This window comes from Serratia sp. CY74737 (genome assembly GCF_052166775.1).
GTDB classification, from domain to species: domain Bacteria; phylum Pseudomonadota; class Gammaproteobacteria; order Enterobacterales; family Enterobacteriaceae; genus Serratia; species Serratia ureilytica.
Genome location: NZ_JBJNOF010000010.1, coordinates 23,841 through 47,877 on the forward strand (window position 1 = coordinate 23,841; position 24,037 = coordinate 47,877).

The 24,037-nt window shown below is 58.5% G+C and carries 18 protein-coding genes; 2 read left to right on the forward strand and 16 right to left on the reverse strand.

What is annotated here, in order from left to right; genetic code table 11:
- Window positions 1-146: 146 nt before the first annotated feature.
- From ldtD to cmoM, 5 genes are all read right to left on the reverse strand, one after another.
- Window positions 147-1,955 (reverse strand): L,D-transpeptidase, encoded by a 1,809-nt coding sequence (gene ldtD, locus ACJ8PE_RS15490; protein ID WP_071991639.1) that lies wholly within the window; start codon window positions 1,953-1,955, stop codon window positions 147-149.
- A 221-nt stretch (window positions 1,956-2,176) separates the two neighbouring features.
- Window positions 2,177-6,625, reverse strand: a complete 4,449-nt coding sequence (gene mukB / locus ACJ8PE_RS15495) for a chromosome partition protein MukB (protein ID WP_033642571.1) — start codon at window positions 6,623-6,625, stop codon at window positions 2,177-2,179.
- A complete protein-coding gene (gene mukE / locus ACJ8PE_RS15500) occupies window positions 6,622-7,350 on the reverse strand; it encodes a chromosome partition protein MukE (protein ID WP_004928226.1) in 729 nt (242 codons plus the stop codon). The genes mukB and mukE overlap by 4 nt, the downstream gene beginning before the upstream one ends.
- Window positions 7,331-8,653 carry a chromosome partition protein MukF gene (gene mukF, locus ACJ8PE_RS15505; protein WP_004928228.1) on the reverse strand — a complete coding sequence of 441 codons (1,323 nt, stop codon included), beginning with the start codon at window positions 8,651-8,653 and terminating at the stop codon, window positions 7,331-7,333. Before mukF ends, mukE begins: the two co-directional genes overlap by 20 nt.
- Window positions 8,650-9,435 (reverse strand): tRNA uridine 5-oxyacetic acid(34) methyltransferase CmoM, encoded by a 786-nt coding sequence (gene cmoM / locus ACJ8PE_RS15510; protein WP_197761428.1) that lies wholly within the window; start codon window positions 9,433-9,435, stop codon window positions 8,650-8,652. The genes mukF and cmoM overlap by 4 nt, the downstream gene beginning before the upstream one ends.
- Window positions 9,436-9,586: 151 nt before the next feature.
- On the opposite strand from cmoM, the gene elyC reads away from it, so the two are divergent.
- Window positions 9,587-10,360, forward strand: a complete 774-nt coding sequence (gene elyC / locus ACJ8PE_RS15515; protein ID WP_042784114.1) for an envelope biogenesis factor ElyC — start codon at window positions 9,587-9,589, stop codon at window positions 10,358-10,360.
- Window positions 10,361-10,369: 9 nt separating this feature from the next.
- Here the strand turns inward: elyC and ACJ8PE_RS15520 are convergent, their stop codons facing one another.
- From ACJ8PE_RS15520 to cspE, 6 genes are all read right to left on the reverse strand, one after another.
- Entirely contained in the window at window positions 10,370-11,266 is an 897-nt protein-coding gene (locus ACJ8PE_RS15520; RefSeq protein ID WP_042784113.1) for a YcbJ family phosphotransferase, read from the reverse strand.
- A 151-nt stretch (window positions 11,267-11,417) separates the two neighbouring features.
- Window positions 11,418-12,167 carry a 3-deoxy-manno-octulosonate cytidylyltransferase gene (gene kdsB, locus ACJ8PE_RS15525; protein WP_033642567.1) on the reverse strand — a complete coding sequence of 250 codons (750 nt, stop codon included), beginning with the start codon at window positions 12,165-12,167 and terminating at the stop codon, window positions 11,418-11,420.
- Window positions 12,164-12,346 (reverse strand): Trm112 family protein, encoded by a 183-nt coding sequence (locus ACJ8PE_RS15530; RefSeq protein ID WP_004928237.1) that lies wholly within the window; start codon window positions 12,344-12,346, stop codon window positions 12,164-12,166. Before ACJ8PE_RS15530 ends, kdsB begins: the two co-directional genes overlap by 4 nt.
- Window positions 12,347-12,643: 297 nt before the next feature.
- On the reverse strand, window positions 12,644-13,870 hold the full coding sequence (locus ACJ8PE_RS15535; protein WP_197793206.1) for a winged helix-turn-helix domain-containing protein: 1,227 nt from the start codon (window positions 13,868-13,870) through the stop codon (window positions 12,644-12,646).
- 113 nt (window positions 13,871-13,983) lie between these two features.
- Entirely contained in the window at window positions 13,984-14,205 is a 222-nt protein-coding gene (locus ACJ8PE_RS15540) for a cold-shock protein (RefSeq protein WP_004928241.1), read from the reverse strand.
- Window positions 14,206-14,427: 222 nt separating this feature from the next.
- Window positions 14,428-14,637: a transcription antiterminator/RNA stability regulator CspE gene (gene cspE / locus ACJ8PE_RS15545; RefSeq protein ID WP_004928244.1), complete on the reverse strand. Its 210-nt coding sequence runs from the start codon at window positions 14,635-14,637 to the stop codon at window positions 14,428-14,430.
- A gap of 525 nt (window positions 14,638-15,162) precedes the next feature.
- Here cspE and hglS point away from each other — a divergent pair.
- Window positions 15,163-16,569, forward strand: coding sequence for a 2-oxoadipate dioxygenase/decarboxylase HglS (hglS, locus tag ACJ8PE_RS15550; RefSeq protein ID WP_197793205.1), 1,407 nt, complete (start codon window positions 15,163-15,165; stop codon window positions 16,567-16,569).
- A gap of 2 nt (window positions 16,570-16,571) precedes the next feature.
- On the opposite strand, the gene lpxK is transcribed toward hglS, so the two are convergent.
- The 5 genes from lpxK to rpsA form a co-directional block, all read right to left on the reverse strand.
- Window positions 16,572-17,552: a tetraacyldisaccharide 4'-kinase gene (gene lpxK / locus ACJ8PE_RS15555; protein ID WP_197793204.1), complete on the reverse strand. Its 981-nt coding sequence runs from the start codon at window positions 17,550-17,552 to the stop codon at window positions 16,572-16,574.
- Window positions 17,552-19,300: a lipid A ABC transporter ATP-binding protein/permease MsbA gene (gene msbA / locus ACJ8PE_RS15560; RefSeq protein WP_033642563.1), complete on the reverse strand. Its 1,749-nt coding sequence runs from the start codon at window positions 19,298-19,300 to the stop codon at window positions 17,552-17,554. The genes lpxK and msbA overlap by 1 nt, the downstream gene beginning before the upstream one ends.
- Before the next feature lie 35 nt (window positions 19,301-19,335).
- A complete protein-coding gene (locus ACJ8PE_RS15565; RefSeq protein WP_404768976.1) occupies window positions 19,336-21,612 on the reverse strand; it encodes a ComEC family protein in 2,277 nt (758 codons plus the stop codon).
- A 270-nt stretch (window positions 21,613-21,882) separates the two neighbouring features.
- Complete coding sequence (ihfB, locus tag ACJ8PE_RS15570) at window positions 21,883-22,167, reverse strand: integration host factor subunit beta (protein ID WP_004928264.1); 285 nt, start codon at window positions 22,165-22,167, stop codon at window positions 21,883-21,885.
- A gap of 62 nt (window positions 22,168-22,229) precedes the next feature.
- Entirely contained in the window at window positions 22,230-23,903 is a 1,674-nt protein-coding gene (rpsA, locus tag ACJ8PE_RS15575) for a 30S ribosomal protein S1 (protein ID WP_004928267.1), read from the reverse strand.
- Window positions 23,904-24,037: the final 134 nt, after the last annotated feature.

The following is a 24,037-nucleotide window of genomic DNA, read 5'->3' on the forward strand; positions in this document are numbered from 1 at the left end:
ATGCACAAAGCAGCGCACTGTCCGAACCATAACCGCCTGCGTATGCTGAGTCAACCCGCGATACGCCTAGGTTTACAGGCCCCCAGGTAAGAGGGCCTGCGGTATAGCCAAACATTCTGACCGTTATTTATTTATAATTACTGCATTTACTGCATTAATTTTTTGGCCTGAGCCAAAATTTGTGCGCCCGATCTCACCGTATTATCATAATTGTAAATATCTGTACGGAATTGCGGTTGGCCGTCATCCGAAACCCAGGCGGTCAGATAATACAGTTTTACGGGAATACGCTGGCGAATATTCACATAAGTGGTATTCCCCTCTTTCAGCGTGGAGGAAACGCGGCTATTGTTCCAGCCTGCATCCTGCAGCAGCATATTCGCCAAATCGGAAGCCTTGTTCACCCGCACGCAGCCGGAGCTGAGCGCGCGAATGTCTTTCTGGAACAGGCTGTGGTTCGGGGTATCGTGCAGGTAGATCGCGTCCGAACTCGGCATATTGAACTTGAAACGCCCCAGCGAGTTAGTGGCGCCCGGCGCCTGGCGCACGCGATACGGGAAGTTGCGCGCAGAGACCATGCTCCAGTCGATCATCGCCGGGTTGATCACCTCCGCATCGTTGCTCCAGCCCGACAGCACGGTATAGCCGTGTTTCTGGAAATAGTTACCGTCGCGCATCGCCTTCGGCACGATATCCTCACGCACCAGCGTAGTCGGTACGTTCCAAGGCGGGTTGACCACCACGTTGTTCAACGCGCTGCTCATCAGCGGTGTCTTGCGGCTCGGCCGCCCGACGATAACGCGGGAGGACAGCACTTCGTTGCCGTTCTGGTAGTAGGTCAGCGAGTAGTTGGGAATATTCACCATAATGCCGGTGCCGACATGCCCCGGTAAAATTCGCAGACGTTGGATATTCAACGCCAGCAGCGCGGCGCGGGTTTTCGGAGACACGTTGAGCCACTCGCGAGTGCGCACGCCGATCACGCCGTCCGCCGTCAGCCCCTGCCATTTCTGGAAACGTTTGACGCCCTCCACCAGCTCGTTGGTATAGAGGTTGTCGCTCACCACGCTGCCGACCTGCGGCGGCGTCTGTTCAGCGGTCAACTCCGTCACCGGCGCCGCCGACGGACTGACCGTCACACGCCCCTTCTCTTCGTCTACCGTCAGCCCGCCGTCATCAGGCTCATTGCTCTTCGCCGAGACGACCGCCGGCTCCGGCTCGGCCTCCGGAGCCGAAGCGGCCAGCATGCCGGTGCGCGTCAGGATCTCACGCAGCGCAGGAATATCGTTGCTCATTTGTCCTGGGCGCAGGCTCGGGCCGCTGCCCACCTGCGGCCAGGGGCGGTTATCCGCCAACATATCGCGCAGCGCCTGATGCATCTTGGCGTATTGCGGGTGCTGCGGCGCGAGCGAATTCACGTAGCTCAGCGTGCGCGCCTGACGCACCGCCAGCTGCCATTGGTTGATCACCGCAGTGGGCGGCAAGCCAAGCTTGTAGGGAATATTGCTGTACAGCCAACTGGTGCCGTTGGCGCCGATAGCGGACACGAACTGCAAATAGCCCAACATCGCATCGGACAGCACCACATCGCGGCCTACGTCATTGAGCGCCGGATTGGTCAACATCTTCACCCATTGGGTGAACTGCGGCTGCACGCCGGACATCGCCAGCTCGGCCAGCTGCTGTTGAAACTGCTGAACGGCCTCGCGATCCTGCCACATCGGCTGCATATGATTCGCCGCATACAGCGGCGCCAGCGTGGAAAGGTAGTGCAGATCCATGCCGCGCGGCAACGCGGCCAGCAGTTCAGAACGGCTCTGCGCAACGGACATGCCTGCTGATGCCACCGGTAACGCCGTTACGGTGGCCAATGCGGAAAACGACGACACAAGACTACAGGCGATAGCGCCACTCAGCGCCAAACGTCGTAGAGAGTTTCCCTTTTTAAGCAACATCCCTTGCCCCCTGTATGCTCACAAAAAAAACGTCAAAAAACTGCATATAGCTTCAGTATACAAACAGAAAGGCCGTTTCGCCCTGCGGACGTCGAATTACTGTTTATCTGATTAAACTAACCGCTTTTCAACGGATAAAAAAGCAGGACTATCATCCACGCGCACAAAAAAATAGCCACCCTGCGGCGGCTATTTTCAGATTTTTAGGGCGTTTTTCTGCGTTACGGCGTTTCGACCGGCGCAGTGCCCAGCGCCGGCGGCTCGCTGGCGAAACCGCGCAGCCCCACCACGTGCACATGCTCGTGGTTCTGGAACACCTTACGCACCAGTTTATAGGTGGTGCCCTTCTCAGGACTGATGTTTTCCGGCGCCGCGATGATCAGCTGCATCTCCAGACGGTCACACAACTCGAACAGCGTGGCGATCGATTTGGCATCCAGACGCGCCGCTTCATCGAGGAACAGCAAGCGACATGGCGAGATGTCTTTACCGCGCAGGCGGCGGGATTCTTCTTCCCAGCTCTGCACCACCATCACCAGAATTGACATCCCGGTACCGATGGCTTCACCGGTAGACAAGGCGCCGCTTTCCGCACGCAGCCAGCCGTCGGAGCCACGATACACTTCCACTTCCATCTCCAGGTAGTTGCGGTAATCCAGCAACTCCTCACCGATGGTCTGCGGCGTGCGCTGCCCCATATCGATCTGCGGATTAAGACGCTGATACAGCTTGGCCAACGCTTCAGAGAAGGTCAGGCGGTTGCTGTTGAACAGATCCTGATGCTGTTCCTGCTGCTCGGAGAGCACGTCCAGCAGGGTGGCGTGCGCTTCGCGCACGTTGACGTTCAGACGGACGCTTTTCACCTGGCCGAAAGCAACGGCCTGCAACCCCTGGTTCAGCATGCGAATGCGGTTCTGCTCGCGCTGAATGGTTTTGCGAATGATGTTGGCCACGCTTTTCGAACTGATCGCCAGCTTCTGCTCGCGCGCGGTCAGTTCTTCGGTCAGACGGCCCAGCTCAATCTCCATCTGCTCGATGGCCTCGACCGGATCGTCGGTACGGATGATGTCCTGGCGGATACGCTCACGCAGGTGTTGGTACACCGCGATATAGAACTGAATCTTACGCTCCGGCCGCTTCGGATCTTCCGACAGACGCAGCACGTCGCGCAGGTGTTCGTTGTCCGCCACCGCCAGACGCAGCGCGCCGAGCGCCTTATCCGACATCGAGCGCAGCTCGTCGCCATCCATATACGCCAGCTCGCGGCGGTGCAGGCGGCGTTCCACGCCGTTGTCTTTCACCAGACGCATCACCGCGCACCAGCCCGCCTTGGCGGTCACCACCTGCTCGCGCAGCTGATGGTAGTCGCGTTCCAGCTTGCGCAGTTTCTTCTGCAGGCCATCCATTTCGGCTTCGCAGAAGGTCAGCTGTTTCTCCAACTGATTGCGGCGAGCGCGGTTGTTGCTCAGCGCCGCATGCAGCTCGTCGCGGCGCTGACGCGCGCGCGCTTCCGCGTTAGCGTCGGCCTGCACGCCGATATCCACCAGCTCCTGGCTCAGCTCTTTCAGCATGTCGCGCTTGGCGTCATACGAGCTTTTCAGCGAGGCCAGCACCTGACTGTATTGGGTGAACTGGGTTTGATATTGACGCAGCTGCTCACGGGCGCGGGCGCGTTCGGCTTCCGCCTGTTCCAGACGCTGGCGCAGCTTGTCGTTGAGATCGTTGTTGGCATTCTGCATGCCGGCGGAGTCGGTATAGCTGAAGTGCGCGCGACGCTGCACCACCTCTGTCAACGCGAACGCCTGCTGTTTGGCCTGACGCTGCACGCTTTGCGCCTGCGCGTAGTCCTGCTGCAGCTGTTCATGCTGCTGCGGATCGCTCTGCAGCACCGACAGCAGCGGCTCCAGTTTGGTCAGTGACACCCCGTGCTGTTGAATGTGGCGCGCGGCGTCCTGCGCTTCTTCCAGCTCTTCACGGATCTCGTCGACGCGGTCCTGCAGCGTTTCATCGTTCAGCAACGACACCAGCGGCATCAGGCGGTTGAGCGCGGAAATGCCCTCTTTGGCCTGATCGTACTGCTGGCGCTGCTGCTGATTCTGCGCTTCGTGATTGTTCAGCGCACGTTCGATCTCGCCGCGACGGGCGTTCAGATTGCGGATCTCCGCTTCCGGGTCAGCGTCGAACGCCACCGCCAGATGGGTGCCGATAAAACGGCTGAAGGCCTGATGCGAACGCTGGGTTTTCTGCACGTCGAACGACAGCGTGGCATAGCGCTCCGCCAGCGTTTCACGCTCGGCATGCAGCACTTCCAGGCGGTTTTCACGCGCCGCGCGGCCGAACAACGGCACTTCCGGGTAGCGGGAATAACGCCACTGGCGATCGGCGATCTTCACCACCACCGCTTTGTCCTGCTCTTCGACGGCGAATACGCTGTCATCGAACGACTGCGGATCCCCTTCGATCAGGTAAAGATCTTCCGGGCAATCTTCCAGCCCTTCCAGCATCTCGCGCACCAGCGACAGATCCGGCACCACGATGGCGTGGCGCGAAGGGCCGTACAGCGCCGAGAAGTAAGGCGCGTCGTCGATGGTGACGTCATCGTAAATTTCCGACAGCAACACGCCGCCGAAACGTTCGGCCAAGGTGACCAGGCGTTGATCTTCCGCGCCGCCCGGCTGGCTGAGACGTTCGATCTGCGCTTCCACTTCGCGCTTGCGGGCCGCCACTTCGTCGCGCTCGACGGTGGTTTCACGCTCGCGCTCCAGCAGTTGCTGCATGTATTCGGTCACCTGCTGGCTGTTTTCTAGCGGCTCTCCGCTCTGATCGCTGAGCTGGCTCAGGGCGTCCTGCGCCGCCAGCCAAACCGGCGCACGCGCCGTCAGCTCACGGATGCGCTGCTGGATCTGCTCCAGCTCCTGGCGCATCTCCATGCGGCGTTCACCGGCTTCGCTGACGTTCTGCGACAGCGCTTCCAGGCGCTCTTCCAGCTCCTGCTGCAGCATGTCGAGATCGTCCGGCTGGTACTCCTGACCATGGCGTTTGCAAAATTCTTGCAGCAGCCGCTCGGCATCCTGCTGCGAGCGCAGGCGCTGTTCCAGTTCGCTCAGGCGCAAACGCAGCGGCTGAACGCGCTCGGCGAGGTGTTGCTGCGAAGGCCAGTCGCGCAGCAATTCGCGCGCACACTGCCAGGCTTCGCTGCGGCTGACCTGGCCGGCGATTTTACCCACCAGCTGATAGGCCTGCTCGAACTGGCCGTGCGCGGCGTCGGCCACGCTCAGCTTCTGCTCCAGCATCAGCAGCGCTTCGGTCGCCTCCTGCTCACGAGCCTGGAAGGTGTCCAGCCACTGTTCGGCGTTGTCGGCGGTCAGGTCCGGCAGTTGGCACAGCGCGCGCGCGCGCTCCAACGCCTGCAGCGCCTGTTGGTACTGAATGGCGCGGGTCTGCTGCACGTCAAGCGCCTGCTGGTAGTCGGCCAGCTGGCTCTTCAGCTCATCCACTTCCAGCTCGGCCGCTTCGGCGCGCGCTTCGTTCTCGGCCTGCTGCTCGCTCGCCTCGGCCACCACTTCGTTCTGCTCTTCCAGACGGTAGGTCAGCTCTTCCAGATCGGCTTCATAGCGTTCGATCTTCTCCTGCTGACGCATCGCCGTCTGCACCAGGTTCAGGTGGTCGCTGGCGGCCTGGTAATCGGTTTCCAGATCGGATTCGGCGCCGCTCTGCTCGCTCAGCTCACGCGCCATTTCCACATGGCGATACTGTTCGGCGGCCAGCTGCTTGCGGCTGCCCAACAGATCGCTGCGCAGCGCCAACGCGCCGTCCAGGTGGATGCGGCGTTCGTTGGCGTGGCGCATATAGTCCGCCGCCACATAAGAGGTGGCCTCGGAGATCAAATGCTTGAACAGGTCGCGATCCGACTGGGTAACGCGGATCGCTTCCAGCGTCATGCGGTTTTCGCGCAGCGCCGCTTCCATGTCCTGGAACGCCTTGCGCACGCCGCTGTTTTCCGGCAACAGGTAGTCGCGCAGCGAGCGGGTGATGGCGCTGGAGATGCCGCCGTACAGCGACGCTTCAATCAGACGATAGAATTTGCTGCGATCGGCGGACGAACGCAGGCGTTTCGGGATCACGCCCAGATCGAACATCAGCGAGTGGTAATCGGTGATCGAGTTGAACTGCTTGAACTGCACGCCTTCCATCTCTTCCACGCGCTCTTTCAACTCTTGCAGCGACAGCACGCGTGCCTGGCGCTCACCCACGGTCTGGGTCAGCAATTCAGTCGGCTGTACCGCGGTCGGCAGGCCCTGGATGGTGAAAGGTTTGATATCGACCTTGCGATCGCGTCCCGCCACCTGCTGCAGACGCACGCCAACCACCACGCGCTGGTGGCGCGAGTTGACGACGTCGAGGGTGGAGTAACACACGCCGGCGCGCAGCTTGCCGTGCAGGCCCTTGTCGCGCGAACCGCTGGTGGCACCCGCTTCGGTGGTGTTACGGAAGTGCAGCAGCGTCAGATCGGGGATCAGTGCGGTGACGAAGGCCGCCATGGTGGTGGATTTCCCCGCCCCGTTCCCGCCGGACAGCGTGGTCACCAGCTCATCGAGATCAAAGGTGCGGGCAAAGAAGCCGTTCCAGTTAACCAGCGTCAGCGAGCGAAATTTACCGCGTTCAATCATTCCTGTTCATCCTCTGCACCGTCAGGAGCGTTATCAACCTGCTGATCCTCAGCGTCATTCTCATCGTTAAGCGACAGGCTGGTTTCAACCGGCATCGCCTCGCCGTCGCGAATCATGCGCAGCTGCGCTTCACGCGGATCGTCGCCGCTGCGCACGTCGGCGCCGAAGCGGAACACCGCCTCGGTAATGCGGAACTTGCTGCTGTCATTGCCCATGAAATAGACCATGCCGAGGCGGCGCAGGCGGTTGAGCGAGGTGCGCACCTTCTCGTGCAGCTTCTGCCGATCGAGATCCGAACCGGTGGAGCGCTGGTTGACGAACTTGAGCAGCTTGTTCTCATCCGCCAGGCTCAGCAGTTCATCGTACAGCTCCTGATGGCTGAAAATGCCTTCGTGCGCCAGGCGCTCGGGGCTGAGATACAGGTAACACAAGATCTTGCCGACCATCATATCCAGCTCGGACAGCACCGACCGCGGGATCAGCGTGGTGGAGCGCGGGCGCAAATAGAAGAAACCTTCCGGCGCCCGAATCAGCTCGACGCTGTAACGGTTGTAAAACTCTTCCAGCTCATCCTGGAAATCCATTAAAAAGGCGTGGTTGTCCAGCTCATCGATACCGATGTGACGACCCGCGCGCAGTTGGCTGTCCAGCGCCGGGAACAGCGAGTTGGACAACGCTTTGGCCAGCTTGACTGGCATTACTTGTTCAATATTTGTCGATGACATGGGCCTGGACCTTGGCTCCGTAATCATTGATTGCCTGCCATTCCGCCGGCAACCCTGAGAAATCTGCTTCAGCCACACCGAGGCGCACTGCCTGGTCGACCACTAAACGTGCCACGTCGAAATGACGCGCACGCGGATATTGCGCCAGGTAATCGCGCATCACCGCTGCAAGGTTGAGCGGCATCTGCTGTTCCTGGTACACCTTCAACGCCTCTTCGATCATCGCCGCCAGTTGTTCGCGAATCTCGCTGAACTCTTCGAACTCCAGATCCGGCGGCAGTTCCCCGGTCACTTCCTCGCTGCGCAGCGCCAGTTCTTCGTCGCGCATGTCCAGCAGACGATCGGCATTGGCATGAGTCAGCGCCCACGGGTGGTCGAAATAGGTTTGCACCGACTGGCGCAGGCGTTGGGCGAACACGCGGTTTTTATCCATATCGATAGCGGTACGGATAAATTTGTGCACGTGACGATCGTAGCCGATCCACAGGTCGATCGCCTGCTGGCCCCAGCTGATGATGCGATCCAGCTTGCTCTGCAGATCGAACACCAGCTTGTCGACGAAGCCGAGCTCCACGTTGCCGAGGGTTGCGTCCTGGATGCGCAGCAGATTGGCCTGCAGCTTGTCGCCCGCCGCATCCAGCGTATCCTGCAGTTCGCGCAGGGTGCCTGAGGTTTCCGACAGCAGCATTTCGCAGCTGGAGATCGCCGCCCGCCAGTCTTTGCTCAGCAGCGCCGCGATGTCGTTTTTCACGCTCTGCTGCTGCTCGTCCATCACGCGTTGCGTCATGTCGATGCTGTCGAAGATTTCCGCCACCGAATATTTCAACGGCGCGAACACGTTGCGGTGCCAATGGAAATCGTCGCCGCCCTCGTCGGCGGCATCGGCGGCGCGCTTCAGTTCCTGCGCCACGATCGACAGCTGCATAGACAGACGCAGCGTGGAGAATTCGCGTTGGCGAATATAGTAATCGGTAATGCCGATACCCAGCGGCGTCAGGCGGTAAATCGCGTTACCGTCCGCCAGTTCGCTGGTAAAGCGGTTCAACAGGCGCTGGCGCACCATGTCGTTGATCGCATTGTTGGCGCGCATCGCCACCGTTTCATGCGTCTGTTCAAAACCCTTGCTGACATGGCGAAATGCATCAACCAGCTCACCTTCGCTCATCTCGCCGTCCAGCCGTTCGCCATTCAGGGTGGCGATAGCGAGCAGAAATGCGAGACGCTCCGTAGGGAGCGAAATAGAGAAATCATTTTTCCGTGCCCAGGCGACCAGTTCGGGTACTGTCTGGGAAAATTCACTCATAGTTCGTCCTTCAGGTTTGGTTTATGCGCCATGACGTGAATATAGCGCCCCAAACTCACGTACGGCTCCTGCCGGCAATAGTGCTGTTCAAGCGCCAGTAACTCTTCAAATTTTTGGGTTTGCAGCTGTCTGCTCTGCAGATAGTCGTGGAACACCCGCACGCCGGTTTTGCCGCTGATGCGCATGCCCAACTGTTCCAGCCAGCCGTAGACCAATAGCGGATCGTGCGGATATTGCGGCGACAGCGAACGCTTGCGGCGCCGTCTGACCTCGGGATCCACCAATTGGAAGTTACCCAACACCACGTTACGCATCAAGAGACCGTTGGCGTTGAAGAACATCAGCGACAGCGCGCCGCCCGGCGTCAGACAATCGCACAACGCCTGCAGCGCCACCACGGGTTCAGCGATCCATTCAAGCACTGCATGAAACAATATCAGATCAACCGGCTGTTCCAAATGTTGAGCGATATCCTGCGCAGAACTTTGTACGAATTGCATGTTCTGGCTCACACCTTTCTGCTCCGCCAGCTGCGCGGCGCGCTGGATCATCTCACCAGAAAGATCGCACAACAACACCTGATGTCCTAATTCTGCCAGTTGGCAAGCCATATGGCCTTCACCGCCCCCGGCATCGAGGATGCGCAGCGGCCGCTGCGGCAACTGGGCCAGCAGCCCGGTCAGATCCTGCCAAACCACCGCCTGGCGGATTTTTCCTTTCGTGGTGCCGTAAATATTACGCGCAAATTTTTCAGCAATATCGTCAAAATTTCGATCCTGCATGGACACGGCTCCGCTGATCTCAGTCTTGTCGGCGGCAAAGCGCACGCCCATTCAAACCTGCTATTTTGGCACAGACTGGCTTAGAATGTATCTTCTTGCGGCCTGTTTATGCCTGGATGCCGTTTTTTCACTCAAAAGGATCTGATTTTCGATGCTGTTCAACCTGAAAAAGTTCTTTGGCGCTCTGCTGATGCCGCTGCCGCTGTTGATGCTGCTGATGGGGCTGGCGCTGCTGCTGCTGTGGTTCACCCGCTGGCAAAAAAGCGGTAAGACGATTTTCACGCTGAGCTGGCTGTTTTTACTGCTTTTCAGCCTGCAACCGGTGGCCGACCGCCTGCTGCGGCCGATCGAAGCCGAATACCAGACATATCGCGGCAACGATGCGGTCAGCTACATCGTGGTGTTGGGCGGAGGCTATACCTACAATCCCGACTGGGCACCCAGCTCGAACCTGCTCGGCAACAGTCTGCCGCGCGTGACGGAGGGCGTGCGGCTCTATCTGGCACACCCTGGCGCCAGGATGGTGTTTACCGGCGCGCCCGGCGGGCGCATGCAGAGCAACGCCGCCACGGCAGCGCTGGTAGCGGAAAGCCTGGGCGTGCCGCGCAGCGACATGGTGATCCTGGGGGAACCGCGCGATACCGAGGAAGAAGCCGCTCAGGTAGCCAAGTTGGTCGGCGAACACCCCTTCCTTCTGGTGACTTCCGCCAACCATCTGCCGCGCGCCATGCGTTTCTTCGAGGCTAAGGGCCTGCACCCGATCCCGGCCCCGGCCAACCAATTGGCGATCGACTCGCCGCTGAATATCTGGGATCGCGCCACGCCGTCGTCAATGTTCCTCGGCCATACCGAGCGCGCCTGGTATGAAACGCTGGGCAGCCTGTGGCAGCGGCTGAAAGGCGCGGATAGCGCCGGCGCCGAGTAAGGCCCCGTTTCAACCGGCCAGCCAGGGCAGCAGCTGTTGCGACGCATAGTCGAACGGCTGCCGCTCCAGCTTGCCGGTATGGATCAAACGCCCTATCGCTTCCCACACCACGTACAGCCAGCGCCGCGCCAGGAAAGCGTCGGCGACCGGTGCCCGCTGCAGATAGCTGAACAACAGTTGGCTGGGCATGCCCGCTTCACAGAGGCGGAAAAGATCGTATTCGCGCGGTGCCCACAGCACCACACCGGGATTAAGCATCGCCAACAGCTGATCGCTTTTGGGATCTTTCAACATGCTGCGCAGCGACAGGTTACCGTGCACCAGGACGCAGGGATCGTCGAAACCGACGAAGAAATGGGTCAGCGCTTCGCGCGTGCGGTACAGCAAACGCCGATCTGCCATGGTCAGCTGTGGGGTAGTGAGATTGACCACCGTCGCCCACAGCACTTCGACCCGCTGTTGATACCAGCAAAACCAGTCATTCTCCTGCGTACTGTCAACGGTGCCGACGCTGCCATGGCTGTCGATGCGGTGCCAGGCCAACATCCCGTCAACGATCTGCTCCATCAACATGTTCCAGCGATCCGGCGAACGCGTTGGCGCTTCGGCCGACACGCCGCGCAGACGCTCGATCAGCAGGATTTCCGTATACGGCGCCTGGTGGGTGCATACCACGCCGTACACCGTGGGCAGGCGGATATCCCCGTCGCGCGCCAGCATCGACAGCTTGTACGCCTCCTGCTGGGCGATGCCCTGGCAGATAAAACTTTTCGCCATCAGCGGGATGGCGTTGCCCTGGCGATCGTACAGTGAATACATGTGCGCATAAGGCTGTTCGCTCACCCGTTCCAGCCGGCTGACGGACTCACCCAGCACAATGCTCAGTTCGGCGCGTAACTGCTCCATAAGGCATTCACCTCAGGCTAATAAGGGGGTATGCGTGACATCATCGAACGGTGAGCGGAAAAATTCTTCAACGCAGATCAACAAAACGGGGATCAATAATGGGAGGTATTGCATCGTCGGCGCGTTGCGCGTCGCGCCGACGAAATCAGGCTCAGGGTTGAATGCTGTCGCGCACGCGCTGGAGATCTTCCGGCGTATCGACCCCCACGCTCGGGACCGCTTTCGCGACCGCCACGTGGATTTTTTCACCGTACCACAGCACGCGCAGCTGTTCCAACAGCTCGATCTGCTCCAGCTGGCTCGGCGCCCAGCTGACGTAGCGGCGCACGAAACCGGCGCGGTACGCATAGATGCCGATGTGGCGCAGCAGGCTGTCGCCGATGCTCTCCTTCGATGCGGCGAAACGCTCGCGATCCCAGGGAATGGTGGCGCGCGAGAAGTAGAGCGCGTAACCCTGCGCGTCCATCACGACCTTCACCGCATTGGGGTTGAATGCCTCTTCGGCGCTGTCGATAGGCACCGCCAACGTCGCCATGCCGGCCTGGCTGCCCGCCAGGTTTTCCGCCACCTGCCGCACGATAACGGGTGGGATCAGCGGCTCATCGCCCTGCACGTTAACGATGATCTGGTCGTCGGCAAAGCCGTAGTGCGCGATCACTTCCGCCAAACGCTCGGTGCCGGAATGGTGATCCGGGCTGGTCATGCACACTTCGCCGCCGGCGGCTTCTACCGCTTTGGCGACTTCAGGGTGATCGGTCGCCACGATGACGCGGCTGGCGCCGGACTCACGGGCGCGTTCCATCACGTGCACCACCATCGGCTTGCCGTGAATATCGGCCAGCGGTTTGCCCGGCAAACGGGTGGAGGCGTAGCGGGCGGGAATAATAGCGATAAAACTCATGCGTGCTTCTCGTCCAGGGACAGCGCACGCGCTTCATTTTCCAACAGCACCGGAATGCCGTCGCGCAGCGGGTAAGCCAACCCGTCCGCTTTGCACACCAGCTCCTGGTTTTCTTTATTGAAATAGAGTTTGCCGTTGCATACCGGGCAGGCAACGATTTCGAGTAAACGGTGGTCCATGCATCCTCCGCAAGGGGATAGGTCATCTGGGAAGGCTGTGAGGATAGCATAACGCCCGGCCTCAGGTTAATCATCGGCGGCGCCAAGCCGCCGATATTTCCTCATGGCGCCCGCGCAACGGCTTGAACTGCGGCGCCACACGGCGTAGAATTTTGTGATGAAAATCACAAAAAAGACCGTAATACGTGATCAAACGTCTGCATAAAATCATCGCTCTGTTCGCTAACTTCAGCCACTGAGCCCCCTTTGTAACGAGCGGCGCTTAACTTCGTTTTACCCCACCGACGGCGTCGCTCGTTATCCCACTTCCCAGCCGGCTCCCCATTCAGCGGCCAACGCCGCTGGAATGTCGCCCAGCGCAACGCGTTGCGCGCCGTGCCAATGAGCCGTACGCGCGATGGCTTGCCGGATATCCTGCGTTCGCTGTTTGCCGAAGCGCACCTGCGGCTCCGCATGGAAACTGATGATCTCGAAGATGCCCTGGCGTCGGTGCGCCTTGGCATCAATCCGCCCCACCAGGTCGCCCCGATGCAGCACCGGCAACGTGAAGTAACCGTAGCGGCGTTTTTCTTTCGGCGTGTAACACTCCAGCCGATAGTCAAAGTTGAACAGCTCCAGCGCCCGACGACGATCCCACACCACCGGATCAAAAGGCGACAACAGGCTGGTGACCGTCGATTTGAGTTTGCCCTGCTCCGCCAGCGGCAGCAGTTCCGCCAGTGATTCATGCACATAAAACGGCCCTTCCAGCCCCTCGACCTGCACCGGCGTAATCTCGCCCTGTTCCTGCAGCGCTGCCAGCAAGTCTTTTGGCGCCACGCGCTTCAGCCGATAGTAGTCCGCCAACCACTCGGCGCGGAAAATGCCCAGATAGCGGCAGGTGCGGCACAGCATCTGCCGGCGCGCCTGCTCCACGGGCAGCGCATGCCGCGCATCGTCCCAGGCCGGCAGCAGCCTTTCGGTCAGATCGTAAACCCGGTGGAAGTTGCGACGTTCGGCCACCATCAGCTTGCCGGCGGTAAACAGGATCTCCAGATGCCGTTTCTCTGGTTTCCAGTCCCACCACCCGCTGTTGCCCTTCTTCTCGGCGCTGAAATCCGCGGAGCGCACCGGCCCCTGTTGTTCGATGTGCCGCAGCAAGCTGTCCATCGCGGCCTGGTGCTGCTGCACCCAGTCGGCGGAGTATTTCCAGCCCATATCATGCGGCGCCAGCATGCGGTGGCGCAGCAGACCAAAATCTTCGATCGGCAGGAAACAGGCCTCGTGCGCCCAATACTCGAACAGCTTGCGGCCGGCGAGCGCCTGCTCAAGCCACTCCGGCTGATAGGCTCCCAAACGGCTGAACAGCACCAGATACGGGCTGCGAGCAACGACGCTAATGGTATCGATTTGTAACAGCCCCATGCGCTGGATCGCACTCACGACGTCATCGGGCCGAGCCTGGCGTTTAAGCGGAGAAAGCAGCCCCTGGGCGGCAAGGTGCAGCGCGCGAGCGGCGGTAAGGGAAATGGTCGGGGTGGTCATCCTGATATCCGTGGCGAGTAGGCAATGGCCTGATAATAGTGGATATCGCGGGATTTATCTTCGCCAGTGCTTGCGGGTGGCGACACCGGCACTGGCGAGGAAGGAGGATGCGATCAGAACGCGATAACGTCTGCCGCGGACAGCCCATGCGAGCTGCGATAGATCGAGAACTCAACGTTCTGACCTTCGTTCAACGACTTATTTTTGGTGTTGGCGATAGCGTTGCGATTGACATAGATTTCGTCGCTGCCATCTACCGGTGAAATAAAACCATAGCCTTCGGCCTGATTAAACCATTTCACACGGCCCATTTTTAACACAGTATTTTTAAACATAACTTATATCCTTTTACTTGAGCATCCTTGACAACGTCATTTTTTATATTGTCTGGACGCTACCAGCCCATCCTAAAGTTTTTCGTAACAAACCTCTCGTGAGCAAAAATTAAAAAACCCGCACTAAGGCGGGCTTGTTGAACTTAATATCTTCCGCATGACTCAGCGCTGAAGCGTCACCATGGTTGTATTAAGATCTCTTTATACGCGTTCCCTGTCTTCTTACAGAGCAACTACGTTGGCGGCAGCCGGCCCGCGCGGGCTGTCCTGGATGGTGTACTCGACGCGCTGGCCTTCAGCCAGGGTCTTGAAACCGTCGGTCATGATTGCGGAGAAGTGTACGAATACATCTTTGCCGCCATCGTGCTGCTCAATGAAACCAAAACCTTTGCTTTCGTTGAACCACTTAACTTGACCCGTCTTCTTAGACATTACTTTTACCTTTAAATATATTTACAAAATCTGCCATAAGAGGCAATTGCGGCCATTTCAGAAACATTACTTATGGGAGGTACTTAGAAGGTTCGTCTTTGAAGCGGAATCGGATGATAACGTTTTTGGAGGAACTGCTTAACTCTAAACTCGAACATAAATAGGTCTGGATCACAGGCCGACTTGCATTTACTCATAAAAATGGTGAATGCACAAGGGGTTTATTGCATTAAATTCATAAATATGCCGAATTTATTTTTATCCCCCTGAATATGCATGACTTAATTTAACGCTCGCCGCGGCCGATCCATCGCGTTCCCCTCCTCACCGGGGCATCATTTGTCCGTCCGTGCGCTGCAAATGAGAGCTAACGCATAAAACTCTAATATGCTTGCCACGTCTATAACAAATCCCAAATCAGATGGCTAAACTTGAGGGGAAAACAAGGCAGACGGCTTTTTCGCCAGCACTTTTGCCGCTAAAAACACTATTTTTCAGATTATGCTGAATCAAGGAGCTATGCGCATGACCGCCCAGCAGTTCGTTTCACCTAATGAAATCCGCGCCAGATTCTCTCACGCGATGTCGGACATGTACCAAAATGAGGTACCGCTGTACGGCGATCTGCTGGAACTGGTGGCGGAAACCAACCGACAGGTTCTGCGCGAAGATGCCGCACTGGCTCATCAACTGCAAATCACCGGCGAGATCGAACGCCTTGCGATGGAGCGCCACGGCGCGATCCGGGTCGGCACGGCGGACGAACTGGCCACGCTACGCCGTCTGTTCCAGGTGATGGGCATGGCGCCGGTCGGTTACTATGATCTGTCGGTGGCGGGCGTTCCCGTGCACTCGACCGCCTTTCGCGCCGTACACGAAGACGCCCTGCAAATCAGTCCGTTCCGCGTGTTTACCTCCCTGCTGCGCCTGGAGCTGATAGAAGATCCCGCGCTGCGTGAGCTGGCTGAGCGCTTGCTGGCGCGCCGCCGCATCTTTACCGATCGCGCGTTGGAACTGATCGCGCTGCAGGAAGCGCAAGGCGGGCTGAATGAAGTGCAGGCGCAAGAATTTGTCGAACAAGCACTGGAAACCTTCCGCTGGCACAACCAGGCGACGGTCAGCGCCGAAGAATACCGGCAGTTGCACGATCAGCATCGCCTGATCGCCGACGTGGTGGCGTTTAAAGGGCCGCATATCAATCATCTGACACCGCGCACGCTGGATATCGATCGCGTTCAGCAGGCGATGCCCGCCCGCGGCATTACGCCCAAGGCGGTCATCGAGGGCCCGCCGCGTCGCCGTCGCGCGATCCTGCTGCGCCAGACCAGCTTCAAGGCGTTGGAAGAACGCGTCGATTTCGTCGAGCATGACGGCCGCGTCGTCGCCGGTCATCATACCGCGCGCTTTGGCGAGATCGAACAGCGCGGTGTGGCGCTGACGACTAAAGGAAGAGAACTCTACGACCGTCTGCTGAAGGCCACCAACGATGCGCTGCAGGCGCCGCCGAGCGAGAAAAATGCCGAACGCTATTATCAGCTGCTGGAAGAAAACTTCCGGGCGTTTCCGGATGATTACGCCACGCTGCGCGAGCAACAGCTGGCCTGGTTCCGCTATTTCCCGACCGAATGCGGCCTGGCGGCCAAAGAATCACTGGATAAGCACAGCACCCTGGAGCAACTGATCGAGAAAGAACACGTTCGCTTCCAGCCACTGGTATATGAAGATTTTCTGCCGGTCAGCGCGGCGGGGATTTTCCAATCGAATCTGGGGGACAGCCGCCATGCACAGTACAATGCGGCGTCAAGCCGGGCAGCGTTTGAACAAGCATTGGGCAGTGAGGTGATCGACGAGCTGGCGCTGTATCAGCAAACCCAGCAGCGCTCGCTGGAAGCCTGCGCGCAAGCCTTGGGGCTTGTCACGCTGGCATCCTGAGATTACTTAGACAGCAGGGACTCGATATCCTGCAGCAGTTGCTCAGCCTGAGCGGACGGTAGCACCGCATCAACCGGTAGATACCACCAATTGGGCTGGGCAAAGGCGCGACACTTCACCGCGTCCTTCTCCGTCATCAACAGCGTTTGATCTGCATTAACCAACGCCGCCAGCTGCGCCTGCTGATATTCCTGATGATCGGCAAACGCCACTTCCTGCACGACTTCGACGTTCAACTTTTCCAACGTCGCGAAGAAACGCGGCGGATGGCCGATACCCGCCATCGCCACCACGCGCGGCAGCTCGGCCACCGGGCGACGTTCACCGCTCAGCAGGTTCACCGCATCACGCGCCTGCAGACGCATGGCAATTTCCCCGGCCTGCGCCACGCCGCCATTGGCGACGCGCGCATCGACACTGCCAAGCCGCGCAGCGCGCTCGCGCATCGGCCCGGCCGGCAACCACCAGCCGTTACCGAAACGACGCACACCGTCGATGACCACCAGCTCGAAGTCACGCTGTAAAGCGTAGTGCTGCAAGCCATCGTCGGTGATGATCACATCCAGCTGCTGTTGTTGCAGCAGAGCCTGCACCGCCTCGGCGCGCTTGGGCGCGATCGCCACGGGCGCCCCGGTACGCCGATAAATCAGCACCGGCTCATCACCCGCCTCGCGGGTCGACGTATTCTGACCCAGCACCAGAGGATAGACCGCCGACTTGCCGCCGTAGCCGCGCGACACCACCCCAACACGGTAGCCCCGTTGCTGCAGGTGCTCCACCAGCCAGATCACCATCGGCGTTTTGCCGTTGCCGCCGGCGGTGAGGTTACCCACCACCACGACCGGCACCGGCGAACGCCAACTTTTACGCAGGCCGCAGCGGTAACTGAGGCGAATCAGCCAACTGAACAAGCCATACAGCCACGAGAGCGGCAATAGCGCCAGATAAAGCAGCGAACCGCCGGACCAGATGCGCTCAATCATTATTGACCAAACTGCATGCGGTGCAGCTGCGCATAGGCGCCCTGCCGCTCAAGCAACTCGGCGTGCTCACCGCGTTCGACGATGCGGCCGTCTTCCACCACCAGGATCTCGTCCGCCTTTTCAATGGTCGACAGACGGTGCGCGATCACCAGTGAAGTTCGGTCTTTCTGCAGTTCGTCCAGCGCGGCCTGAATGGCCCGCTCGGACTCGGTATCCAGCGCAGAGGTCGCCTCATCCAGGATCAGGATCGGGCAGTCACGCAGCAGCGCGCGCGCGATGGCGATGCGCTGGCGTTGGCCGCCGGACAGCATGACGCCGTTTTCACCGATCACCGTATCCAGGCCGTTTTCCATCTTGTTGATGAAGTCCATCGCGTACGCCATTTCGGCCGCTTTTTCGATCTGCTCGCGGCTGTATTCGCTCTCACGCGCATAGGCGATATTGTTGGCGATGGTGTCGTTGAACAGGTGCACGTTTTGCGAAACCAGGGCCACCTGATTACGCAGTGAAGCCAGGGTGTATTCGCGCAGATCGTGGCCATCCATCAGGATTTCGCCTTCCTGGATATCATAGAAACGCGTCAACAGGTTGGCGATGGTCGATTTCCCCGAACCGGAACGGCCCACCAGCGCTACGGTCTTGCCTTCGGCGATGTTCAGGTTGATATCACGCAGCGCCGGCGTTTCCTTCGACGGGTAGTAGAAGGTGACATTGCGGAATTCGATATCGCCTTTCGCGCGCTTCACTTCGCGGGTGCCGGTATCTTTTTCCTGTTCCATATCCAAAATGGAGAACAGCGTCTGGCACGCCGCCATCCCGCGTTGGAACTGGGCATTGACGTTGGTCAGCGACTTCAGCGGACGCATCAGCGCAATCATCGACGAGAACACCACGGTAATGGTACCGGCGGTCAGGGTTTCCATCACGCTTGGGAAGCTGGCGGCAAACAGCACGAACGCCAGCGCCAGCGAAGCGATCAGCTGAATGATCGGATCGGAAATCGAAGACGCGGAAACCAGCTTCATGCCTTGCTGACGCATGCGGTTGCTGACCGAATTAAAGCGCTCGGTTTCCACCTGCTGGCCGCCGAAGATCAGCACTTCTTTATGGCCTTTCAGCATCTGTTCGGCGCTGGTGGTCACCTGCCCCATCGTGTTCTGCATGTTCTTGCTGATGTTGCGGAAACGCTTGGACACCAGGCGAATGGCAATCGAGACGATCGGCGCCAGCACGATCAGGATCACCGACAGCTGCCAGCTGTAATAGAACATCATGATGAACAGGCCAATGATCGAAGCCCCTTCGCGCACCACGGTCACCAGCGCGCTGGAAGAGGAGGAAGCCACCTGTTCGGAATCATAGGTAATGCGCGACAACAGGGTCCCGGTGGACTGTTGATCGAAGAAGGCCACCGGCATTCTCATCATGTGGCCAAACAGGCGGCGGCGCATCTGCATCACCACCATGCCGGAAACCCAGGAAATGCAGTAGCTTGAAACAAAGCTGGTTACGCCGCGCATCAACATCAGCGCGATGACGGCCAACGGCATCCACACCAGCACGCTGCTGTCGGTTTTTCCAAACCCATCGTCCAATAGCGGTTTAAGCAGAGACAGCATCAGCGTGTCCCCCGCTGCGTTCATAATCAACGCAATGGCGGCTACAATCAGCCCGGTCTTAAAAGGAGTGATCATCGGCCAGAGTCGACGGAATGTCTGCCAGGTCGAGAGATCTTTATCATTCATCATGCAAATACCAGCATCGGAAGAAATAGCGGCCTATTTTACTCATTATCACCCTCTACGCCAAACCGCTGATGGTACCAACGGGGCATTAATTGTTCGCGAAAGCCTTTAATTTGCCAATCGTTGTCGAAAAAAAGTACCGATAACTGGCCGGAGCGCGTCGTATCGCGCCATATAATGCCATTTGCCCGGTATCTGGCGACCACTTTACGCGCCGGCAAACGCCATTTGTTGTAACGAGATGCTGACGCCAATGCCGCCTGAGGATTGACCGCGCGCAGAAACGGCGGCGTGGAAGAGGTTCGGCTGCCATGATGCCCTACCTGCAACACCGTCGCCGCCAAGCGATCGCGCCGCAATCGGAGCAGCTGCGCTTCCGCCTTTTTTTCCGCATCACCGGTAAGCAGCAGGCTGTGTTTCCCGTCGTCGATACGAACCACGCAAGAGTCGTCATTGCCCGGCTTTTTACGCGTTTTCGGCGGCCACAGCACTTCGAATTGCAACCCCTGCCAGCGCCAGCGCTCACCGGCGACGCAGGGCAAGTGCCCCTCCCCGCGCATCGGGCTGCGTATCGTAGCCCCTGGAAACGCCCGTCGCACCGTCGGCAGGCCACCGGTATGATCGAGATGATCATGGCTGATAATGATCTGTTCCAATTCAATCCCCCGCCAGTTCAACATTGGCAAAATATGCCGTTCGGCGGCGCTGCCGCCCGGCCAACGATCGCCGGTATCGTACAGTATTCCCTTGCCGTTTCGCTCAATGACCACCGCCAAGCCGTGCCCGACATCGAGCATATCGACTCGCCAGCGGTATCCCGGCTCTTTTTCCCGCCACAGCACACAGCATATCGCTATCGTCGCCAGCCCCGGTGCATAACGCCGCCACCAATGAAAGCGCCAACAGACGACGATGAGCCACCCCGCCGCGCTGGCCAGCAGCGAGGCAGCCCCCAGATCCACCCAACCGCGTTGGAGGTAATGCAGCGGCACAAACACCCAGTACAGCGTGAAGTCCGCCAGCCACCATAGCCCGTAGCTTAATGAGGGAAAGAAGCCAAATATCACCGCCAGCAAAATCAGCGGCACCGCCACCAATGAGACAATAGGTACCGCCCACAGATTGGCGGGTAGCGAGGTCAGCGTCAGGCCCAGAAACAGCGCGGCCTGCATCGGCACCAGCAGCAGCGTCATGCCGAGCTGAATATGCAGCCAGCGCACCGGCGCCCAATACCAGGCCGACCGGAATCGCTCACCGAGCGGTGCCCATTCAAACCAAAAAATCAGGCAACCTACCGCCAGCACCGATAGCCAGAAACTGTCTGACAATACCGCCAGCGGATCGCACAGCAAAATCAGCCCGATACACCATAGCCACACCTGCCAGGAAGAACAATGAACGCCGCGCAGGCGCAGCAACATCCACAATGTCATGGCCAACACGGTACGCACCGCCGGCGGCTGGGCGCCTACCAACCAGACATAGATCAGCGTCGCCACCCAGCCCGCGACCAGGGGAAAACGATAGCCAATCAGATGGGAGAGCAGAAAAAACTGCAGCGCCCGCAGCGCAGCCCAGAACAAAATGGCGACCATCGCCACATGAAGCCCTGAAATGGCCATTAAATGCGCAATGCCGGTTTTCAGCATCAGCGTGCGTAAAGGCTGTTCCAGCGCGGTTCGCTCCCCAAATGCCAGCGCCAACAATACCGCCTTGTAACGCAGCTCACCGATGTTGGTTTCCGCATGGCTGATTATGCGCTGACGCAGGCTACAACCGCCATCCAGCAAACGGGCCTGCCTGACCAGGCCCGTCAACGGCTGGCGCTGTGCGATCGCCCAACGTTGGCTGTCGAAGCCCCCTTCATTGAGCTTGCCGTGCACCGGCCGCAAGCGCAGTTTCAATTGCCAACGCTGCCCGGCGCACAGCCGCTGCTGTTCCGGGGCCCATAGCGTGGTAAACATCAATGCAGGCGCCAGCCAATGGCCATCGATCCGCTCGATACGCATTAGCGTCTGCTTGCTGGCGGCCGGATTCAACGCGATGCTGCTTACCTGCACCACCGCCGTCACTTCCGGCCCGCGGCTCAAACGCTCCATTTGCCCGATCAGGCTTCCGGCATTGAAAACCGCCCACGCGAACCCCAACCCCAGGCAGGCCAAATAACGGCAGAATGGCCTGCGCGTGCGCAGCAGTAAACAGACAATAAGCAAAAGCGGCCACAGCAGCCATTGCTCAGGCAACTGCGGTAAAACCAACAGCGGCAGGATGCCGCAGATAACGGCGAATATCGCCAGATCCAGCGAAATTTTGATCGCTTTTCTCCCATCGGCTCCGCCATGAGCAAAAACGCGTCACGGCAAGCAAGCAGGATCATTCAGGCGACACGTCGCCGCCAGCGGGCTTTAACGAAGATGCGCTGAACATGGCAGGATAAGAGAGATCTTTGCAGGAGCCACATCGTCAATGCGGCGCAGTACGCAACTCGCGAGCGTGTCGCGGAGAATTGCAGGCGAAAAAAAACGGCGCCTTACAGGCACCGTTTTATATTCTTTTCAAGCAACAACGCTATGAGCAGTCAGCGACTAGCCATAGATATTGGCGCGGTCACGCAACTCTTTGCCTGGTTTGAAGTGAGGAACGTACTTGCCGTCCAGCTCAACTTTGTCACCGGTTTTCGGGTTGCGACCTACACGCGGGGCACGGTAGTGAAGAGAAAAACTGCCGAATCCGCGGATCTCAATGCGTTCGCCCTCGGCCAGCGTAGCGGCCATGTGCTCAAGCATCTCTTTCACTGCATCCTCAACGGCCTTCGCCGGAATATGAGATTGCTGGCCAGCAAGTCTTTCAATAAGTTCAGACTTGGTCATAGTACCTCCAAGCTTTGCAGCTAAACTACCGTATCGGGGCGGTCAGAGACCGCCCCCCGTCATTACTCGCCTTTAGCCGCTTTGAAAGCTTCAGCCATTGCGTTAGAGAAGTTGCCTTCTTCCTGTTTGTTGTTAACAGTTGCGATGGCGTCTTTCTCGTCAGCTTCGTCCTTAGCACGTACGGACAGGCTTACAACGCGGTTCTTACGGTCAACGCCGGTGAATTTAGCTTCAACTTCGTCACCTACGTTCAGAACCAGAGTTGCATCTTCAATGCGGTCGCGAGAGGCTTCAGATGCACGCAGGTAACCTTCTACGCCGCCTGCCAATTCAACTGTAGCACCTTTGGCGTCAACTGCAGTGACTTTACCAGTAACAATAGCACCTTTCTTGTTCATAGACAGGTAGTTATTGAACGGGTCTTCAGCCAGTTGCTTCACGCCCAGGGAGATACGCTCGCGCTCTGCGTCAACTTGCAGAACAACCGCAGCGATTTCGTCGCCTTTCTTGTATTCACGTACTGCTTCTTCGCCTGCAACGTTCCAGGAGATGTCAGACAGGTGAACCAGGCCGTCGATGCCGCCGTCCAGGCCGATGAAGATACCGAAGTCAGTGATAGACTTGATTTTACCTTCAACGCGGTCGCCCTTGTTGTGGGTCTCTGCGAACTGCTGCCATGGGTTGGATTTGCACTGCTTCAGGCCCAGGGAGATACGACGACGTTCTTCATCGATGTCCAGAACCATCACTTCCACTACGTCGCCCACGTTAACAACTTTGGACGGATGGATGTTTTTGTTGGTCCAATCCATTTCAGAAACGTGTACCAGACCTTCAACGCCTTCTTCGATTTCTACGAAGCAGCCGTAATCAGTCAGGTTGGTTACACGGCCAGTCAGCTTGGTGCCTTCTGGGTAACGTTTCGCGATAGCAACCCATGGATCTTCGCCCAGCTGTTTCAGGCCCAGGGATACACGAGTACGCTCGCGGTCGAACTTCAGCACTTTAACAGTGATTTCATCGCCAACGTTGACGATTTCGCTTGGATGCTTAACGCGTTTCCAAGCCATGTCAGTGATGTGCAGCAGGCCGTCTACGCCGCCCAGATCAACGAATGCACCGTAGTCAGTGAGGTTCTTAACGATACCTTTAACTTCCATGCCTTCCTGCAGGTTTTCCAGCAGTTGATCGCGCTCAGCGCTGTTCTCGGATTCGATAACCGCACGGCGAGAAACGACAACGTTGTTGCGCTTCTGATCCAGCTTGATGACTTTGAACTCAAGCTCTTTGCCTTCCAGGTGCAGAGTGTCACGTACCGGACGCACGTCAACCAGGGAACCTGGCAGGAACGCGCGGATGCCGTTCAGCTCGACGGTGAAGCCACCCTTCACTTTGCCGTTGATAACACCGGTTACAGTCTCAGCTTCTTCGTAGGCTTTTTCCAGCGTGATCCAAGCTTCGTGACGCTTAGCTTTCTCACGGGACAGCAGGGTTTCACCGAAGCCGTCTTCAACAGCATCCAGAGCAACGTCAACTTCGTCACCAACCTGGATTTCCAGCTCGCCCTGGGCGTTTTTGAATTGCTCAGCCGGGATGGCAGACTCAGATTTCAGACCGGCGTCAACCAGTACGATATCTTTGTCGATAGCAACAACGACGCCACGAACGATGGAACCCGGGCGGGTTTCGATTTCTTTTAAGGATTCTTCAAAGAGTTGAGCGAAAGATTCAGTCATGTTGTTAATCTTCAGGGTTCTTTAGTTTAACGTCCATTTAGCATCCCGCCGAATGGGGTTGTTTCACATACCCCGCCATTGGCTCCATGCCGACAGGGTTTAAGGTTACAGGGGTAAAATTTTACCCGATATAT

Coding starts and splice junctions, on each gene's coding strand:
- ldtD (WP_071991639.1), bottom strand. CDS start 1,955: ATGTTGCTTAAAAAGGGAAACTCTCTACGACGTTTGGCGCTGAGTGGC.
- mukB (WP_033642571.1), bottom strand. CDS start 6,625: ATGATTGAACGCGGTAAATTTCGCTCGCTGACGCTGGTTAACTGGAAC.
- mukE (WP_004928226.1), bottom strand. CDS start 7,350: ATGTCATCGACAAATATTGAACAAGTAATGCCAGTCAAGCTGGCCAAA.
- mukF (WP_004928228.1), bottom strand. CDS start 8,653: ATGAGTGAATTTTCCCAGACAGTACCCGAACTGGTCGCCTGGGCACGG.
- cmoM (WP_197761428.1), bottom strand. CDS start 9,435: ATGCAGGATCGAAATTTTGACGATATTGCTGAAAAATTTGCGCGTAAT.
- elyC (WP_042784114.1), top strand. CDS start 9,587: ATGCTGTTCAACCTGAAAAAGTTCTTTGGCGCTCTGCTGATGCCGCTG.
- ACJ8PE_RS15520 (WP_042784113.1), bottom strand. CDS start 11,266: ATGGAGCAGTTACGCGCCGAACTGAGCATTGTGCTGGGTGAGTCCGTC.
- kdsB (WP_033642567.1), bottom strand. CDS start 12,167: ATGAGTTTTATCGCTATTATTCCCGCCCGCTACGCCTCCACCCGTTTG.
- ACJ8PE_RS15530 (WP_004928237.1), bottom strand. CDS start 12,346: ATGGACCACCGTTTACTCGAAATCGTTGCCTGCCCGGTATGCAACGGC.
- ACJ8PE_RS15535 (WP_197793206.1), bottom strand. CDS start 13,870: ATGACCACCCCGACCATTTCCCTTACCGCCGCTCGCGCGCTGCACCTT.
- ACJ8PE_RS15540 (WP_004928241.1), bottom strand. CDS start 14,205: ATGTTTAAAAATACTGTGTTAAAAATGGGCCGTGTGAAATGGTTTAAT.
- cspE (WP_004928244.1), bottom strand. CDS start 14,637: ATGTCTAAGAAGACGGGTCAAGTTAAGTGGTTCAACGAAAGCAAAGGT.
- hglS (WP_197793205.1), top strand. CDS start 15,163: ATGACCGCCCAGCAGTTCGTTTCACCTAATGAAATCCGCGCCAGATTC.
- lpxK (WP_197793204.1), bottom strand. CDS start 17,552: ATGATTGAGCGCATCTGGTCCGGCGGTTCGCTGCTTTATCTGGCGCTA.
- msbA (WP_033642563.1), bottom strand. CDS start 19,300: ATGATGAATGATAAAGATCTCTCGACCTGGCAGACATTCCGTCGACTC.
- ihfB (WP_004928264.1), bottom strand. CDS start 22,167: ATGACCAAGTCTGAACTTATTGAAAGACTTGCTGGCCAGCAATCTCAT.
- rpsA (WP_004928267.1), bottom strand. CDS start 23,903: ATGACTGAATCTTTCGCTCAACTCTTTGAAGAATCCTTAAAAGAAATC.